The sequence below is a fragment of the Holdemanella hominis genome (assembly GCF_014306155.1).
GTDB classification, from domain to species: domain Bacteria; phylum Bacillota_I; class Bacilli_A; order Erysipelotrichales; family Erysipelotrichaceae; genus Holdemanella; species Holdemanella hominis.
On sequence record NZ_JACRWH010000044.1, the window covers coordinates 1 to 18063 of the forward strand.

18 protein-coding genes, 5 tRNA genes, 1 other RNA gene and 1 other annotated feature are annotated in these 18063 nt (G+C 34.9%); of the genes, 19 read left to right on the plus strand and 5 right to left on the minus strand.

Going from position 1 to position 18063, the window contains the following annotated elements; translation table 11 throughout:
* The 3 genes from rpsK to rplQ all read left to right on the plus strand — a co-directional run.
* On the plus strand, positions 1–118 hold a 118-nt coding region (gene rpsK, locus H8911_RS09270), incomplete at its 5' end, for a 30S ribosomal protein S11 (RefSeq protein WP_186999223.1).
* 24 nt (positions 119–142) lie between these two features.
* Complete coding sequence (locus tag H8911_RS09275) at positions 143–1099, plus strand: DNA-directed RNA polymerase subunit alpha (RefSeq protein WP_117925013.1); 957 nt, start codon at positions 143–145, stop codon at positions 1097–1099.
* 11 nt (positions 1100–1110) lie between these two features.
* Positions 1111–1473 carry a 50S ribosomal protein L17 gene (gene rplQ / locus H8911_RS09280; RefSeq protein WP_117571636.1) on the plus strand — a complete coding sequence of 121 codons (363 nt, stop codon included), beginning with the start codon at positions 1111–1113 and terminating at the stop codon, positions 1471–1473.
* A 36-nt stretch (positions 1474–1509) separates the two neighbouring features.
* On the opposite strand, the gene iadA is transcribed toward rplQ, so the two are convergent.
* Entirely contained in the window at positions 1510–2571 is a 1062-nt protein-coding gene (gene iadA / locus H8911_RS09285) for a beta-aspartyl-peptidase (protein ID WP_186999449.1), read from the minus strand.
* A gap of 46 nt (positions 2572–2617) precedes the next feature.
* Here iadA and H8911_RS09290 point away from each other — a divergent pair, with 46 nt between their 5' ends.
* A complete protein-coding gene (locus H8911_RS09290) occupies positions 2618–4360 on the plus strand; it encodes an ABC-F family ATP-binding cassette domain-containing protein (RefSeq protein ID WP_186999450.1) in 1743 nt (580 codons plus the stop codon).
* A 13-nt stretch (positions 4361–4373) separates the two neighbouring features.
* Entirely contained in the window at positions 4374–5294 is a 921-nt protein-coding gene (locus tag H8911_RS09295; protein ID WP_186999451.1) for a DMT family transporter, read from the plus strand.
* A 38-nt stretch (positions 5295–5332) separates the two neighbouring features.
* On the opposite strand, the gene H8911_RS09300 is transcribed toward H8911_RS09295, so the two are convergent.
* Genes H8911_RS09300 through serC form a run of 3 tightly spaced genes read right to left on the minus strand, consistent with a single transcriptional unit; the run spans position 5333 to position 8345 of the window.
* Positions 5333–6109 carry a histidinol-phosphatase HisJ family protein gene (locus H8911_RS09300; protein WP_186999452.1) on the minus strand — a complete coding sequence of 259 codons (777 nt, stop codon included), beginning with the start codon at positions 6107–6109 and terminating at the stop codon, positions 5333–5335.
* Positions 6110–6118: 9 nt separating this feature from the next.
* Positions 6119–7267: a 3-phosphoglycerate dehydrogenase family protein gene (locus H8911_RS09305; RefSeq protein ID WP_186999453.1), complete on the minus strand. Its 1149-nt coding sequence runs from the start codon at positions 7265–7267 to the stop codon at positions 6119–6121.
* Complete coding sequence (gene serC / locus H8911_RS09310; RefSeq protein ID WP_186999454.1) at positions 7260–8345, minus strand: 3-phosphoserine/phosphohydroxythreonine transaminase; 1086 nt, start codon at positions 8343–8345, stop codon at positions 7260–7262. The genes H8911_RS09305 and serC overlap by 8 nt, the downstream gene beginning before the upstream one ends.
* 219 nt (positions 8346–8564) lie before the next feature.
* Here serC and H8911_RS09315 point away from each other — a divergent pair, with 219 nt between their 5' ends.
* The 5 genes from H8911_RS09315 to phoU all read left to right on the plus strand — a co-directional run bounded on the left by H8911_RS09315 (position 8565) and on the right by phoU (position 12695).
* Positions 8565–9440, plus strand: a complete 876-nt coding sequence (locus H8911_RS09315; RefSeq protein ID WP_117925028.1) for a phosphate ABC transporter substrate-binding protein — start codon at positions 8565–8567, stop codon at positions 9438–9440.
* A gap of 63 nt (positions 9441–9503) precedes the next feature.
* Positions 9504–10397: a phosphate ABC transporter permease subunit PstC gene (gene pstC / locus H8911_RS09320; protein ID WP_244975780.1), complete on the plus strand. Its 894-nt coding sequence runs from the start codon at positions 9504–9506 to the stop codon at positions 10395–10397.
* 2 nt (positions 10398–10399) lie between these two features.
* Complete coding sequence (pstA, locus tag H8911_RS09325) at positions 10400–11278, plus strand: phosphate ABC transporter permease PstA (protein ID WP_117571644.1); 879 nt, start codon at positions 10400–10402, stop codon at positions 11276–11278.
* An 11-nt stretch (positions 11279–11289) separates the two neighbouring features.
* Positions 11290–12042: a phosphate ABC transporter ATP-binding protein PstB gene (pstB, locus tag H8911_RS09330; RefSeq protein WP_186999456.1), complete on the plus strand. Its 753-nt coding sequence runs from the start codon at positions 11290–11292 to the stop codon at positions 12040–12042.
* Positions 12042–12695: a phosphate signaling complex protein PhoU gene (gene phoU, locus H8911_RS09335; RefSeq protein WP_117925033.1), complete on the plus strand. Its 654-nt coding sequence runs from the start codon at positions 12042–12044 to the stop codon at positions 12693–12695. Before pstB ends, phoU begins: the two co-directional genes overlap by 1 nt.
* 42 nt (positions 12696–12737) lie before the next feature.
* On the opposite strand, the gene H8911_RS09340 is transcribed toward phoU, so the two are convergent.
* A tRNA-Ala gene (locus tag H8911_RS09340) sits at positions 12738–12813 on the minus strand.
* Between the two features lie 64 nt (positions 12814–12877).
* Between H8911_RS09340 and H8911_RS09345 the strand changes: the two genes are divergently transcribed.
* From H8911_RS09345 to H8911_RS09385, 9 genes are all read left to right on the plus strand, one after another.
* Positions 12878–14056: a CapA family protein gene (locus H8911_RS09345; protein ID WP_186999457.1), complete on the plus strand. Its 1179-nt coding sequence runs from the start codon at positions 12878–12880 to the stop codon at positions 14054–14056.
* Positions 14053–14511 carry an SsrA-binding protein SmpB gene (gene smpB / locus H8911_RS09350; protein WP_117925037.1) on the plus strand — a complete coding sequence of 153 codons (459 nt, stop codon included), beginning with the start codon at positions 14053–14055 and terminating at the stop codon, positions 14509–14511. Before H8911_RS09345 ends, smpB begins: the two co-directional genes overlap by 4 nt.
* Before the next feature lie 21 nt (positions 14512–14532).
* Positions 14533–14923: a transfer-messenger RNA gene (gene ssrA / locus H8911_RS09355) on the plus strand.
* Positions 14924–15009: 86 nt separating this feature from the next.
* Positions 15010–15384: a NifB/NifX family molybdenum-iron cluster-binding protein gene (locus tag H8911_RS09360; protein ID WP_117925038.1), complete on the plus strand. Its 375-nt coding sequence runs from the start codon at positions 15010–15012 to the stop codon at positions 15382–15384.
* 49 nt (positions 15385–15433) lie between these two features.
* Positions 15434–15637: a binding site (T-box leader), on the plus strand.
* 40 nt (positions 15638–15677) lie between these two features.
* The gene (gene thrS, locus H8911_RS09365; RefSeq protein WP_186999458.1) at positions 15678–17426 is read left to right on the plus strand and encodes a threonine--tRNA ligase; all 1749 of its coding nucleotides are present in this window, start codon (positions 15678–15680) and stop codon (positions 17424–17426) included.
* Positions 17427–17572: 146 nt separating this feature from the next.
* Positions 17573–17663, plus strand: a tRNA-Ser gene (locus H8911_RS09370).
* A 20-nt stretch (positions 17664–17683) separates the two neighbouring features.
* Positions 17684–17759: transfer RNA gene (locus H8911_RS09375), tRNA-Asp, on the plus strand.
* A gap of 5 nt (positions 17760–17764) precedes the next feature.
* A tRNA-Gly gene (locus tag H8911_RS09380) sits at positions 17765–17838 on the plus strand.
* Positions 17839–17854: 16 nt separating this feature from the next.
* Positions 17855–17930 (plus strand) — tRNA-Asp (locus tag H8911_RS09385).
* Positions 17931–18063: the final 133 nt, after the last annotated feature.

Sequence of the window (18063 nt, forward strand, 5' to 3'; positions counted from 1 at the left end):
TGGACGTGAAGCAGCTGTCAGAGCATTACAGGTAGCTGGTTTAGAAATTACAATGATCAATGATGTAACACCAATTCCACACAACGGATGTCGTCCACCAAAACGACCTCGTGGATAGTCACCATACTAAGGAGGTGTCCAAATGAGCACAAAGTATAAAATTTCGACTATCGAAGAAACAACAAAAGTAGGTAAATTCTTATTAGAACCATTAGAATATCGTTATGGTACACCATTAGGTAATGCACTTCGCCGTGTATTATTATCTTCAATTCCTGGAGGTGCGATCTTCAGTATTCGTATTGACGGCGTATACCACGAATTTACAGGTATTAAAGGGGTAAAAGAAGACGTTGCTTCAATTATTTTAAATTTGAAACAATTGATTTTAGATATTGATATTCATGACAATGAAGTTTATACACTTCGTATTGACCAGGAAGGACCAAAAACAGTCTTAGCAGGTGATATCGAATGTCCAACAGGAGTTACTGTGTTAAACAAAGATTTACCAATTTGTACTTTGTCTGAAGGAGGTTCTATGCACATGGAACTTCAGGCTCGTTTAGGCCGTGGATTCGTACGTTCTGATGTAAATAAAAGAATGTACCAAAATGAAGGACAACCTCTTGGTATTATTTATACAGATTCTCTATATTCACCAGTTAAAAATGTTAGCTATGTAGCTACACCAATTAAAGGCGAAGATGGAAGTATGTATGATTCATTAGAGTTAGAAATTACTACAGATGAAACAATTAAACCGAGTGAAGCATTAGCTGTAGCAGGTAAAATCTTACGTGATCACTTATCAATTTTGGCATCAGTTGATGAAGCTAGTCTTGAAGTGAAAGAAAAAGAAGTTGAAGTTTCAGAAGAACCTGTAGCACATACTACTCATAAAATGATTGAAGACTTAGAACTATCAGTTCGTTCTTATAACTGTTTAAAACGTGCTGGTATTGCGACTGTTGATGAATTAACTCAAAAAACAGAAGAGGAAATGATTCACGTTCGTAATTTAGGAAAGAAATCATTACAAGAAGTTAAAGACAAAATTAAAGAATTAGGATTGTCTTTTAAGCAGAATAACGGATAGGAGGAAATACCATGTGGAATCGTAAATTGGGACGTAAAGCCGATCATCGTAAAGCATTGTTGCGTAACATGGCAACATCTTTGATTGAAAACGGACAAATCGAAACAACAGAAATGAAAGCAAAAGAATTAAGCGCTGTAATGGACTCATTAGTAACATTAGCAAAACGTGGTGATTTACATGCACGTAGACAAGCAGCAGCTTATGTTCGCAATGTAGAAGTTGATGAAGAGGGAACAACAGCTCTTCAAAAATTATTCAATGAAATTGGACCAGCATATGCAGATCGTAATGGTGGATACACTCGTGTAGTAAAAACACGTATCCGTCGTGGAGATGCAGCTCCAATGGCAATTGTACAATTCGTTAAGTAATTTAATAAATAATAAAGGCACTGAGTTAATCAGTGCCTATTTTTTTGTGATAACTTTTTGAATTTGATCTTCCTTCCAAATGACAAGATCACAATCAAATCCCTCTTTAACTTGTCCTTTATGTTTAAAACCTAATACATTCGCAACATTTTTCGTAAAGAATGGCAAAGCATTTTCATACCCAAATTCATTTTTCAGATAAATGAATTCTTTTTTTAAGTTTGAAATTGGCGTAATACCAATTTCTTTAACGGATCCATCTTCATTGTATGTAGACCAAGATCCTTGTGCATCACTAGAAATGGTTACTTTCTCTGTATTTTGGATTTGTTGAATGTAACTCAAAGTTTTACCATTACCATCACATGTAATGTCAATTGTACCACCCATATCAGTAAATCTTTTTGCTTCTTCAAATAAATGAGGATTTCTTGAACAATGTGTAGGCTGGAATAATGAAATAGGAATATCGGCTTTTTCTATGGCCTTAAAGACAAGTTCTAAGGCTTGTTTTTCATCACCCATATGAATTGTTAAATTTGCTTGTTTTCCAGCTATAAGACTCGCTGTACGAATTCTAGAAGCCAAATGAATTAATTCATCTTCTGTAATATGACTCGATCTATGATCACTTAATGCAAGCTTAACCCCTAGAATACTATCAATAAACACAATATCGTCTTCCACTGAACTTGTTAGTGTATTACTAGGATAGGCATAGCTGCCCGTTAAGATATACGTATGTACACCTTTTTGTGTTAGTTCTTTAGCTTTCGCAAATAATTCTTTTGTGCTTCTTGTGTAACCGTCTGTTCCCAATAATCCAATGACAGTTGTGATACCTGCATCTAATATTTCCTGTACATCTATAGGCCTAGCTCTAGAAATAAATCCGGCTTCTCCACCACCACCAGTAATATGAACATGGCGATCAATTAGACCTGGCGTTAAAATGCATCCTGTGCCATCAATTGTTTCAATTGGATAAGAAAGTTCGATATGATTATCAATTTTTTCGATTTTAGAATCTGAAATTAATACATCTTTTACTCCCAAATTTTCAGGTGCATAAATTTGAATATTTTTAATAAGTTTCATGCGTGTCACCTCAAAAAGTATTATATAATAAAACTCAGGTGATGTTATGTTAATTTCAACAGAAAGTTTAAAAAAGAATATAAATGATAAATGCATTTTAAAAGATGCGAGTTTCACAATAGAAGATACTGATAAAATTGCGTTGATTGGAGTCAATGGTACAGGTAAAAGTACTTTATTAAAGATACTTGCAGGTATTGAAAATTATGATTCAGGAATCATAATTAAAAAAAATGGAATCAAGATTCATTATTTACCTCAAAATCCAGAATTCAAAACGGATTGTGTTTGGGATGAAATTCAACTTGTGAATTCTAAAAATGAGCACCCCGTCGCAGAATTTGAATTAAAATCGATTCTAACGAAACTGGGTATTACAGATTATCAAAGCGCCATGTCAAATATGTCAGGTGGACAAAGAAAAAGAGTGGCTCTTGCCTTAGCACTATGCACAAGTTGTGATTTGTTGCTTTTGGATGAACCGACAAACCATTTGGATAATGATATGGTTGAATGGTTGGAAAATTATTTGATTCGATCAAAGAGTGCAATATTTATGGTCACACACGATCGTTATTTTTTAGATCGTGTTTGTACAAAAATGATTGAATTGGATCAAGGCGACTTATATATTCATAATGGAAATTATGAAGTGTACTTAGAAAATAAGGAAACGCGTATTGAACAAGAAAAATTAGCAGCCCATAAACACAAGAACTTATATAAAAAGGAATTAGAGTGGGTTAGAGCGGGCGTACAGGCGCGTGGTACAAAATCTAATAGTCGACTTCAAAGGTTTGAAGAATTGCGTCAGAAACGTTTTAAACAGCAAGAAGAGTCATTAAAAATAAATGCGACTATGCAACGATTGGGGAATAAAACAATTGAATGTATGAATTTAGGATTTAATTATCCAGAAAAGTCATTATTTCATGATTTTAACTATGTATTATTACGACAAGACCGAATAGGTATCATTGGAGAGAATGGATGTGGAAAATCTACTTTGTTAGATGTTATTGCAGGGGTGAAACAACCAACCTATGGAACCATTGAATATGGAACCACAGTTAAAATTGGATATTTCAGACAAGCGGATCAAGGTGTCGATCTAAATATGCGTGTCATTGATTATATTGAAGAAGTTTCTAAAGTCATTGAATACGATTGTATGACACTAAGTGCTTCGCAAATGCTTGAAAGATTTTTATTTCCAAGAAATATGCACTATACCACGCTATCAAGACTATCCGGTGGAGAAAGAAGAAGACTATATCTATTAAGAGTTTTGATGCAAGAACCAAATATCCTGTTATTGGATGAGCCAACAAATGATTTGGATATTTTGACATTAGACGTATTAGAAGATTATTTAGATGATTTCCAAGGAGCCATTATTACTGTAAGCCATGACCGATATTTTTTGGATCGTGTTGTGGATAAAGTGTTTGTCCATCAAGAAGATGGTACTTTTAAACAGTACAGTGGAGGATATAGTGATTATTTAGTGAAATCAAAAGATGAGAATAAGAAGGTTGTTGTTCAAAAGCCGATTGAAAAGAAGAAAAGATCTCAATTATCTTATATGGAAAAAAAGGAATTGGAGCAACTTCCTGAGAAGATGGAAGTATTAGAAAGTGAAATCGAAGCTTTAGACTATCAGATGAATGAGTGTCAAAGTGATTTTGCGAAATTAAAAGAATTAAGTGATTTGAGAGCGCAGAAAGAAGAAGAACTTGAAACTTTAACTAATCGTTGGATGGAATTAGAAGAAAAAAAGGAAGGATAAGTTTTAATTGGATATGGAGAAAAGGGAATTTTTTAAACAGCCATTACATGTATTTTTACTAGCCGTGCTATGTTGTACACTATGGGGAAGTGCAGCTCCATTCATTAAATGGGGATATAAGCTATTTAATATTGAAGGTGTACCTAGTATTTTAATGTTTGCAGGCATACGTTTTACATTAGCTGGATTTTTAGTCATATTATTTGCTTCTTTCTTACAGAAAAAAGTATTAGTTGCTAAAAAAGAGAATATTCAAGGCATATGCACTCTAGCTCTTTTTCAAACGGCTGGACAGTATTTTTTCTATTATATTGGACTTTCACATACATCAGGAGTCAACGGATCCATTATTTCAGGAACCAGTGCCTTTATATCTTTGTTAGTGGCAAGTTTAATTTTTCATTATGAAAAAATTACAGCACGAAAAGCATTAGGCTGTTTTATTGGATTCTTAGGCATTTTATTTATGAATGTCAGTGGAGCCAGTGTCAGTTTTTCCTTTGTGGGTGAAGGCTTTGTGTTGATGTCACAATTTTGTGGATCTATATCGGCTGCCTTTATTAAGAAGTTCACACAAAATCAAAATGCCGTCCTGTTAAGTGGATATCAATTCTCTCTAGGAGGTATTCTCTTAGCTATAACAGGCTATTTAATGGGAGGACACATTACATTTGGATTTAATCTAGGCCTTCTTGTATTGATTCATTTAGCTCTTGTATCTGCTATCGCCTATACGATTTGGGGATTGTTATTATCTGTAAATCCTGTTAGTAAGATTGGTGTCTATATGTGCGTAACACCTATCATCGGTGTGATTTTATCAAGTGTTGTATTACATGAATCCAATCAGGCATTCCAACTATCAAGTTTAATTGCATTGTTACTGGTAAGTTTAAGTGTATTTTTAGTCAATAAAGAAACACAGACAGATTAAGTTCTGTCTTTTTCTTTGCCTAAAAAAAGATCCTAGGCTTATCTAGGATCAAATAATTCAAAGCAGCGCCCCACATCGTTAGGATAATGAGCATCACTTGCAGTAACAATTTTTACATTATTTTCTTTTAGGATATTTCTAAAATCAGCATTTAAGCCAATATCAGGATGATGATATGAATAATGAGCTTTAGTGTTGTCTTCCATTTTAATGTTGTATTCATTTGCCAGACGAGCGATATGATGGTAGGTAGGATGTAAATCGTAGCCTGGATCAATCGAATACAATTTGATCACATCTGGATGACCCACTTGATCAAAGAGATTGGATTGGATTAGTTTTTCAATAGTGTCATAGTAGGACTTATAAATATTAGAAGGATCATTTTTGTTCCAAAGTAATTCTTTAGAAAAGGCATCCATATCATATAGATAACCATTTACAGAGTGTACACTGCCAATTAGAAAGTCAAAATGGTAGTTTTTAAGAATGGAGGATAATAGACTTTCTGTTTCAGGCGTGTAACATACTTCAAGGCCAAAACGTACAGCGATGTCAAAAGTTTCTTTTTTTAATGCCTCAATTAATTTTAAATAATCATCTATGGAGTTTTTTTGTTTCTTTAAAAACCACTCTTCTTGTAATTTAGATACTTCACAAACTCTTTTATAACAGTCTTTAAATTCAAAGAATCTATGTGTGTGATCTAATATTTGAAGATGAGTAATCCCTTTTTCTTTGGCAGCATCGATAAACTTATGAACATATTCAATGCTTAAATCACCATTTTCTAAATGTGTATGTGCATCAATCATAGTACCATCCTATTTCTTATAAGTAGATACTCTAATCATACCATTGATTTTTTCAATTGGAGAAATATCAACTTCTGAATCTAAATCAATAATTGTATACGCAATATCTTTTTTAGATTTATTCATTAAGTTTTCAATATTAGCATCCTTAAAAATATCTGTGATTTGAGAAATCATTTTAGGCTTATTTTCATGAATACAAGTGATTCTAAATGGTGAATTCATATCCATCTTCGCATTTGGTAAATTGACAGAATTTGAAATATTTCCATAAGTTAAATAATTCATCAGTTCCTGAGCGGCTTTTAAAGCACAATTCTCTTCACTCTCTTCGGTTGAAGCACCTAAGTGAGGAATTGCGATGACTTTATCATTTTGAATAACTTTTAAACTTGGAAAATCAGTCACATAAGATTCAACTTTGTTGTCATCTAATGCCACCAATAGAGCATCTTCATCAACGAGGCCACCACGAGCAAAGTTTAATAATTTGACGCCATCTTTCATCTTGTCAAAACTATCTTTATTGATAAAGTTTTTAGTTCCATCATTTAAAGGCACATGAATCGTAATAAAATCACATTGACGATATAAATCATCAATATTTGTGACATGATTTACATATCGAGATAAGTTCCATGCAGCATCGACAGACATATATGGATCATATCCATAAACTTTCATACCAAAGCGTAAGGATAGATTGGCAACCTGGATACCAATGGCACCACAACCGATGACACCTAGTGATTTACCGGTTAATTCGTGTCCAGCATATTTCTTTTTTTGTTTTTCAATATCTTTTGTGATGTTCTCATTTTCTTTTTGCGTTTGGATCCATTCAATACCATGATAAATATCACGACTTGCTAGTAACATACCCGCAAATACAAGTTCTTTTACGGCATTACTATTTGCGCCTGGAGTATTGAATACGGCAATCCCTTTTTTAGTACAAGTATCAATATCAATGTTGTTGACACCCGCACCTGCACGAGCGATAGCTTTAAGGTTGGCATTATATGTAATATCATGAAGATTGGTACTACGAACTAAAATAGCATCTTCATCTTCCATATTTTCGTTTACTTCATAATCTGGCGTAAACTGATCTAAACCAATTTGCGCAATATTATTGTAGAGCTTTATTTTAGGCATTATAATTCTCCTCTTCAAATTTCTTCATAAATGCAATTAGGGCTTCTACACCTTCAAGTGGCATGGCATTATAAATACTTGCACGCATACCACCAACCGTTCTGTGACCTTTAATATTTACAATTCCTGCTTCTTTTGCTTCTTTAACAAATTTAGTATCTAGATTCTTATCACTAGTCACAAAAGGAACATTTGTATAAGAACGATCTTCAGGTACAACAGGATTTGAATAGAGTTTAGAAGCATCAATATAGTCATATAATAATTTAGCTTTTTTACGATTGATCTTTTCCATATTTTCCAATCCACCTATTTGTGTTTCTAGCCATTCAAGTACTAAACCACAAATATAGATGGAATAAGTAGGTGGCGTATTGAACATAGAATCATTGTCAGCATATGTTTTGTAGTTTAACATGCTTGGTGTTTTTTCATCAGCTAAACCAATCAAGTCTTTTTTTATGATAACCACAGTTAAACCTGCAGGCCCCATATTCTTTTGAGCACCGGCAAAAATTAAATCATATTTAGAAACATCCGTTCTTTCACTTAAAATACAACTTGATAAATCTGCAACTAATAACTTTCCTTCATGTGGAGGAAGTTCTTTATATTTAGTTCCATAGATTGTGTTGTTCTCACAAATATATACATAATCAGAATCTTCACTTAAATCTTCTTGTTTAATTTTAGGAATATACGTAAAGTTATCTTCTTCACTTGACGCTACTACATTTACTTTTCCTAATTTTTTATGTTCTTTTAAAGCTTTCTTTGTCCATTGACCTGTATTGATCAAATCTACGTTATGTTTTTCTAAATTCAAAGGAATCATAGTAAATTGTAAAGAAGCACCTCCTTGTAAGAATAAAATTTCATATTCATCAGGAATGTTCATCAATCTTTTTAATCTTGCTTTACAAGTATCTATAATATCCTGGAATTCACTGGAACGGTGGGACATCTCCATAACACTCATTCCACTATTATGAGCATCTAACATTTCGCTTGCAGCTTTGGTTAAGACCCATTCTGGTAAGCATGCGGGACCGGCACTAAAGTTATATACACGTGTCATTTTGTTACCTCGGTGAAAGCATTTCCACCTTTCCTTTCTTTATGTTTCACGATTATACATTTATTTACATTATATTTCAATAATTTTGTTCATAAATTAAATTCAGGTGTGCTTAAAATTAAAACAAATCATTTAACAAAACCTTAACAGAACCATTTTTTTCGTTTAACAAACATGCATTATGATATGTGTGTCGAAAGAAAAGAGGACAAGGAAAATATGAATAAGTTTTTAAAAGGCGCAATGATCGTAGGATTATCTGCAGCTATGGTAGGATGTAGTTCAAATACTGCATCCGATGACAGCGATTCAAAAAATGAAAGTTTAAGCGGAACAATTACAGCCGCAGGCTCAAGTGCATTGAAACCATTGGTTGATGTTGCAGCCGAACAGTTTTCAAACGAAAACCCAGATGTTTCTATTACAGTAGATGCTGGTGGTTCAGGAGAAGGTTTAAAACAGGTAGCTGATAAAACAGTTACACTAGGAAACTCCGATGTGGCAGCTGAAGAAAAATTAGATAAGGATCAAGCTAAAGATTTAGTCGATCACCAAGTTTGTGTTGTAACAATGGCTCCAATCGTAAATAAAGATGTTGGTGTTAAAGATTTAACCAAACAACAATTGATTGATATCTTCACAGGAAAAACAACGAACTGGAAAGATGTTGGTGGACCAGATGAAGACATTGTCTTAGTTACTCGTCCAACTTCATCAGGAACAAGAGCAACATTCCAAAAATATGCATTAGATGGAAATGAAGAAGCTAGCAACGCTTCAATGGAAACAGATGATTCTGGTGTATTGTTACAAAATGTAACAGATACAAGAGGTGCAATCGGTTATGTGGCATTATCTTACTTAGTAGACAATGACGATGTAGATACAGTCGCAATTGATGGCGTTGAACCGACATTAGAAAACACATATAGTGGTGACTATAAAGTTTGGACATTTGAGCACATGTATACAAATGGAGAGCCAGATAAAGCTACAAAAGCATTCTTAGATTACATCATGGGTGAAAAATTCGGTAAGAAAATGGAATCATTAGGCTATGGTGTTTCTAGCAAAATGGAAAAAACAGATCACTAATTGCGAGTTCTTTAACGGACATTGAAATATATGTCCGTTATTCATTTAGTTTGGAGGAATTTGATGAGTCGTAAAAGCATGTTTTGTAAAGAATATTTTTGGCAGATTCTTGTCACAATTGGTGGTCTGCTCGTGATATTTGTAACTCTATTAATTGGAGCTTTTCTAGTTTATAAAGGTTCTGATACATTTTTTAAATTTCATCATACTCTAGGAGAGTTTCTTGGCAGTGCAAATTGGGCACCAATGGATAATGCCAGTTCAAAAGGACATGTAGGAGCCTTGATCTTTATTGTTGGATCGCTATGTGTTTGTGGATTGGCCTTATTGATTGCCACGCCTTTTGCGTTAGGATCATCTATTTTTATGACAGAAATTTCACCTAAGTTTGGTGAAAAATTCTATCGTCCTATGGTAGAAATTTTTGCCGGAATTCCTAGTGTTGTCTATGGATGGGTTGGATTAACGGTCTTGATTCCGTTCTTAAAGAAAGTATTTGATTTGCAGGTAGGACATTCCGTGCTTGCGGCAAGTCTTGTTTTATCAATTATGATTTTCCCATCGATTACCAGTGTTGCCAGTGATGCGATTCGAGCTGTTTCAAAAGAAACACGAATGGCTGCTTATGGACTTGGCTCAACACGTTGGCAAACGATATATCGTGTCGTAATTCCTGCTGCATTACCTGGAGTCATTTCAGGAATTGTATTAGGACTTGCAAGAGCGTTTGGTGAAGCTTTAGCTGTTGCGATGGTTATTGGGCAAACAACAGCTTTGCCTAAGAGTATTTTTTCTACTTCAAAAACACTAACAACGGAAATTGCAGCTCAAATGGGAAATGCGATGGAAGGTGGAGAAATGAAGGCAGCCCTATGGACAATGGCTTTATTATTGTTCTTGATTTCGTTATTATTTATTACTATTATTCATAAGTTTTCAAAACCGAAAGGAGAATAGAGATGGATTCTAGAATTAAAAGAGCAAAAATGATTGATCAATTCATGACAATCGTCTTTTATGGTATCGCCTTATTCTTCTTTTTACTTCTTGTAGGCTTTGCCGGTAAAGTTATTATTGGAGGGTTGTTAGGGGCTAAACCAGAAATGTTTGGCTTTACTCGATCTGGCAGCATTGGAAACCAAGTTTTTAATACGATTTACTTAGTATTTATTTCTTTGTTGGTTTCGGTTCCAATTGGAGTATTAGCAGGCATTTATTTGGCGATGTACGCAAAACCTGGGCTTGTAACACGCTTTTTAAGAACTTGTATTGAAACATTGTCTTCTTTACCAAGTATTGTTGTAGGTTTATTTGGATATTTGATTTTCTTAGTTGTCATTGGATTATCAAAAAGTTTATTAGCAGGTGCCCTGTCTATATCAATTCTAAGTTTACCTTTGATTACAACAACTACAGAAGATGCGATAAAAGGTTTGCCTGAAGGCTATTATCACGGAAGTATGGGACTTGGAGCAACAAAGTGGCAAACCATATTCCATGTATTATTGCCAGCATGCCTATCACGTATTATGACTGGAGTTATCTTGGCGGCTGGTCGTGGATTTGGTGAAGCTGCTGTATTACTTTATACAACTGGTTCAGGAAGTGATTTGCGTTGGAATAATTTTAGTTTTACTTCTCCAACATCGCCAATTAATGTGTTAAGACCTGCTGAAACATTATCCATCCAAATCTGGAACTTACAAACCAATGGACAAGATCGTGCATTGGCTAATTTATCTAGTGCTGTGTTGATGATTTTAGTATTGGCATTTAGTATTGGAGCCAATGTTTGGTCAAGACACATTTCCAAAAAACAAGCTGGATTAGAGAAATAGAAAGGTTACGTATGAATAATAAATTTACAGTGAATGATCTGAATTTATATTATGGTGATTTTCATGCCTTAAAGAATATAAATTTGGATATCAAAGAAAAAGAAATTACAGCATTCATTGGTCCTAGTGGATGTGGTAAATCAACATTTTTAAAAACATTGAATCGAATGAATGATTTGGTGGAAAGTACTAAAATCACAGGTGATATTTGTCTAGATGGAACGGATATCTACAAAAATATGGATGCGATTGAATTAAGACGTAGAGTTGGAATGGTATTTCAACAACCCAATCCATTCCCAAAAAGTATTTATGATAATATTGCGTATGGCCCAAGAATTTTTGGAATCAAAAAGAAAAGTGAATTGGATGAAATTGTTGAAAGAAGTTTAAGACAAGCTGCCATTTGGGATGAAGTGAAGGATCGTCTACATAAATCCGCATTGGGAATGTCTGGTGGACAACAACAACGCTTATGTATCGCAAGAGCCTTGGCTATGCAGCCGGAAGTGTTGTTGATGGACGAACCTACAAGTGCTCTAGATCCAATTTCAACTAGTAAGATTGAAGAGTTAACTTTAGAATTGAAAAAAGACTATACAATCGTTATTGTTACTCACAATATGCAGCAAGCTATGCGTATTAGTGATAAAACAGCCTTCTTCTTATTGGGAAATTTAATTGAGTATAGTGCTACAGAAACATTGTTCTCTGCGCCAAAAGAAAAGAAAACAGAAGACTATATTACAGGGAGGTTTGGATAATGGTTTTACCTACAAAGTTTTTAAAACAAACAAAACAGTTAGAACTGACTATGGCACAAATGTCTCAAGACTGTTTAAAAGGATTGTGGTTTTGCAAGCACGCTATTTTAGATGGAAACAAAACTTTAGTTCAAGATGTTTCACAAATGCATGAAGAAGTGAGTGAACAAGGAAGAGAAGCTGAACAGATTTGTATGAAGATTCTTCTTCTTCAACATCCAGTTGCGAAAGACTTAAGACGTATTACTGTAGCTACAAATACAATTCGTGATCTAACACGTATTATGGATCAGGAAAAAGAAGTTTCAGAACTGATTTGTGCTTTGAATATGGAAAATTTAGTTGTGGATGATAGTATTCAACAACAATTTATCATCGCAAAAGAAATGATTACACTTGCGATTGAAGGTTTTATTCAGAAAGACGAAAAAGCAGCAGATCAAGTTATTAAAATGGATGATCAAGCGGATGCACAATATGAAAAGGCTAAAGAGGTTTATGTTGATTTATTAGCCAGAAAAGAGCATGATACAGGGACTCTAGTGGATGTGTTACTTGTCGGTAAGTACTTAGAAAGAATTTGTGATCATTGTGTAAATATTGGAAAATGGGTTCTTTATCAAAAGTCTGGTATTTTTGAAGAAATTGAATGAAAAAAAGCTGTAAGCAAATTTGCTTACAGCGTATTTTTTACTTGGTGGAGCGTATCGGGATCGAACCGATGACCCCCTGCGTGCAAGGCAGGTGCTCTCCCAGCTGAGCTAACACCCCAAGTGCTTTATAATATTACCTAATTATTTTGGAAAATGCAAGCTTTTTCTGATAAAATTAACTTATGAAAAAGAAATGGACATGGATCATTATATTATGTATATTCAATTTCAGCTTAATGGGCTTTATTTTAACACACCCCACACCAAATTCGAAAGAAGCAACAAAGATTGTAAAAAATGTTTCTACAAAAAAACAGGAAAATAAAAAATCATTTACGTTTGTAGGTGTAGGTGACAACTTGTATCATGGTGCGATGTATTGGTACCCATACCAAAGAGATGGATATTACAATTTTGATTCCTATTATGAAATGACAAATAAATATACACAAAATGCAGATTTGGCATATATCAATTTTGAAACGTTATGCATTGGAGAAGAGTATGAATTGAGTGGATACCCTACTTTTAATGGACCTATAGAAATTCTGTCTTCTGTCAATAAGGCTGGCTTTGATTGGTGGAGTTTAAGTTCAAATCACTCTATGGATCGAGGGGCTGAGGGTTTATTAACACAGATTGATTTGGTTCGAAAGAATTATCCAGATGTTATTACGACGGGTTCGCATACGTCTCAAAAGGATAAAAAGCGTACATTAGTAAAAGAAATCAATGGAATCAAAGTAGGATTTCTTGGATATACCTATGGCTTGAATGGATTTAGTGTGCCTGAAGATAAGCTATGGCTTGTGGATTTGATTGATAAGGATCAAATGAAAAAAGATATGGAAGCTTTAAGTAAAGTGAGCGATGTCCAATTGGTTTCTATGCATTGGGGTGAAGAATATCAGATGGAGCCGACTGAAGAGCAGGAAGATTTGGCAAATTATTTAAATGAACTAGGTGCCGAGGTTGTGATTGGTTCACACCCACACGTTATTGAACCGGCAAAAGTTATTAAAAGAAAGAAGCAAGATACACTTGTGTATTATTCATTAGGAAATTATACGAGTGCCCAGGATATGGATATTACTATGGTTGGTGGAATGGCTAGCTTCACACTGAACTATGATCCAGATACAAAAAAGACTTCTTTTACAGATACTAAATTTATTCCATTGATTACATGGTTTGATGTAGGGTATAATGCATGGAAGACTTACCCAATCGAAGATTACAATGATTCGCTTGCACAAACACATAATTTAGCTTCGAATTATGATCTTTCAAAAGAGTGGGTGCAACAATTTGTCCAGTCTGTAATGCAAGATTGTGATGGAGTAGAGGTGGTTTTAGAATGAGTCAAAATCAAAAGACAATAGCCGAAAATCGTAAGGCAAGACATGAATATGAGTTGTATGATCGTTTTGAAGCAGGTTTAGTGCTTCAGGGAACAGAAATTAAAAGTATTCGAAGAGGAAAAGTTCAATTAAAGGACAGCTATATCAGTTTTCAAAAAGGGGAAGCTTTTATTAAAGGTATGCATATTTCTCCTTATGAATTTGGAAACCGATTTAATCATGATGAAACGCGTGATCGCAAGCTCTTAATGCATAAGCAGGAAATTCAAAAATTGGAGCAATCTGCGCGTGTTAAAGGGTATACGGTTGTACCTGTGAGAATTTATTTGTATAAAGGTTTGGCAAAGTTAGAAATTTCTTTGGCGAAAGGTAAAAATCTTCATGATAAGCGTGAGTCTCAAAAGGCGAAGGATGCGCAAAGAGAGATTCAAAAGGCCTTGAAAAATCAGTATTAATAGATTATACTGATGTTCCTTGGGGATGTTCAGGCATTCGATGAGTAAATGTTTGGATTCAGCCACAGCCACGAAGGATACGTGTAATAACCAACTTAAATTAATTGCTAAAAATAAACTTGCTAATGTATTTGGTATGAACCAAAGCATGGCTTTCGCTGCTTAATTTTATTGCCTACGTTTGGCTTTGCAGCCCCTTTCTGAAATTTCGCTTTCTTATTTCAGACTGAGTGTTAAAGAAAAGAAGATAGAAATAAGCATTGGCTAGCTGCTTGTCTTGAATCAACTATAGCTAACCCAAAAGAATTTTTGATTCCATCCGAAACTTTTGGATAACTAGATGGAAAAAGCTGTAAACGCTGTCTCGTGGGACTTTGCTTAGACAGGAGTTCGATTCTCCTCATCTCCACCAAAGACAATCAACGCCCTTATTTAAAGGGTGTTTTAATTTATCGTGATGTATTTTTGATGTATAATAAATAAGAAAGAAGGTATAGTATGAGAATTGCAGTCAGTTATAAAGATGGAGAAGTGTTCCAACATTTTGGGCATAGCTCAGAATTTAAAATCTATGAAACCGATCATAATGAAATTATTAAGAGTGAAGTGATTACAGTCGAAGGACATGGACATGTTAGTGTTTCGAATGCTCTAAAAGAACAAAATGTAAACATTGTACTTTGTGGTGGTATTGGTCAAGGGGCTAAAACTGCATTGGCTGGTTTTGGGATTCATTCTTTTGGTGGAGTAACCGGAAATGCAGATGAGGCTGTTAAAAAATATTTAAGTGGGCAACTAGAATTCACAACCGATGTGACTTGTACAAAACATGAATCTGGCGAAAGTCATTCGTGTGGTGGACATTGCCATTAATTCTTGAGTTTTTCTTTTGACACACCTCGTATTTCGGTCTATAATCTAGGCAACAATAGTGATAAGGATATGAATACATTCCATTCAAATGTAGAGAGAGTGTGGTTGGTGAAAACACTTTGCGAATGTATGTATTTACTCCCTTTGAATTGCCCTTGAAAAAGTGTGCCGTAATTCTTGCGTTAAAAGGTTTGAGGTGTATACAGTAATTGTATAAACAAAGGTGGTACCGCGTGCGACAGACGTCCTTTGATGGCTGTCGCTTTTTATATGGAAAAATGGAGGAAAGTAAAATGGAATTAGTGAATGTATTAGAAAATGAACATTTATCTATGTTGAACCACTCATGTGCTCATATGATGGCTCAAGCTGTTAAGCGTTTATATCCAAATGCTAAATTTTGGGTAGGACCTGTTATTTCTGAGGGTTTCTACTACGATATGGATTTAGGGGATGTAAAATTAAAAGAAGAGGATTTGGCGAAAATCGAAAAAGAAATGAAGAAAATTGCCAAAGACGGAAAGAGAATTGTTCGTGAAGAAATCTCTAAAGAAGATGCTTTAGAAATGTTCAAGGATGATCCTTATAAAGTGGATTTGATCAATGGATTAGAGGATGGAAATATCACAATCTATCGTCAAGGTGAATTTGCGGACTTATGTCGTGGACCTCACGTTGAGACTGTTAAGAAGTGTAAAAACTTTAAATTATTGAAACATTCTGGTGCTTACTGGAAAGGTGATGCCAACAATAAAATGCTTCAACGTGTTTATGGTATTTGTTTCGATACAAAAGAAGAATTGGAAGCTCACTTAGAAGCTTTAGAAGAAGCTAAGAAACGTGACCACAAGAAATTAGGGAAAGAAATGGGCTTATTCACAATTAGTGAATTTGCGCCAGGTATGCCTATCTTCTTGCCAGATGGAATGATTTTACGTAACATCTTGGAACAATACTGGTACCAAGAACATACAAAAGAAGGATACCAATTCATTAAGACTCCAATTATGATGTCAAAAGAATTGTGGGAATTGAGTGGGCACTGGGATCATTATAAAGACAATATGTACACTTCAATGGTTGATGATCGTGAATTCGCAATCAAACCAATGAATTGTCCGGGTGCATTATTAGTATATAACTCAACTTTACACTCATATAAAGATTTACCATTGCGTTTAGGGGAATTAGGACAAGTACACCGTCACGAAGCAAGTGGTGCATTGAATGGATTGTTCCGTGTGCGTACATTCACACAAGATGATGCGCACTTATTTGTAACTCCTGATCAATTGGAAGAAGAAGTTAAAAAAGTATTACAATTGGTAGATCGTATTTATTCTGTATTTGGTTTACCATATGAAATTGAATTATCAACACGTCCAGAAAGTGGATATATTGGATCTGAAGAAATTTGGGATGCTTCAGAAAAAGCATTGGCACAAGCTTGTGTTCATGCAGGTAAAGAATATAAAGTAAATCCTGGAGATGGCGCATTCTATGGACCTAAATTGGATATCCATATCAAAGATAGCTTAGGACGTGTATGGCAATGTGGTACTGTCCAGTTGGATATGAACTTGCCTGAAAGATTCGAATGTAAATATGTAGATGCAGATGGAACAAAGAAAACTCCAATTATGTTACACCGTGTAGTTTATGGATCAGTTGAACGTTTCATTGGTATCTTGATCGAACACTTTGGTGGACACTTCCCATTATGGCTAGCTCCACGTCAATTTGTTGTAATTCCAGTACACCACGAAAAACATGTTGAATACGCAAATAAAGTATGTGATGCATTAACGGCATTAGGAATGCGTGCAACAGTAGATTCTCGTAATGAAAAATTGGGTTACCGTGTCCGTGAAGCGCAGCTACAAAAGGTTACTTACCAAATCGTAGTTGGTGATGGAGAGCAAGAAAATAATACAGTTACAATTCGTCAGAGTGGTAAAAAGGAAAGTGTTACATTATCTTTAGATGAAGCTTTAGCTAAATTTAAAGCTGAAGTAGACAACAAAACATTGTTTGGAAAGTAAGAGTTTAGAGGTCAAAAATTGGCCTCTAAATTTTTTTATCTTTTTTTAAAAAAATACTTGCAATAAGTTTTTATCCGTGTTATTATAAACGGGCGTTACGGATAACGTAGGTTGTTCTAAAAAATAAGTATTCTGGAAATATTCTTGGAGAAGTACTCAAGTGGCTGAAGAGGTGCCCCTGCTAAGGGTATAGGTCGGGAAACTGGCGCGAGAGTTCAAATCTCTCCTTCTCCGCCATCTTATTTTTAGAAAATTATGGTCCAGTGGTGTAGTGGTTAACATGCCTCCCTGTCACGGAGGAGATCGTGGGTTCGAGTCCCATCTGGACCGCCATTCATGCAGATGTAGTTCAATGGTAGAACACAGCCTTGCCAAGGCTGATACGGGGGTTCAATTCCCCTCATCTGCTCCATTTAAAATTAAATATTGGTCCAGTGGTGTAGTGGTTAACATGCCTCCCTGTCACGGAGGAGATCGTGGGTTCGAGTCCCATCTGGACCGCCATTTAGAAATTTAAGTGGTAATCCGCAATTAGATAGGGTTGACTAAAAGTTGGCTTTAAAAATTGTAGGGTTGAAAACCCTATGAGTGTTTAAAGGATTATTAACTAGGGAGCAGAGATATTGTGAAATCTCTG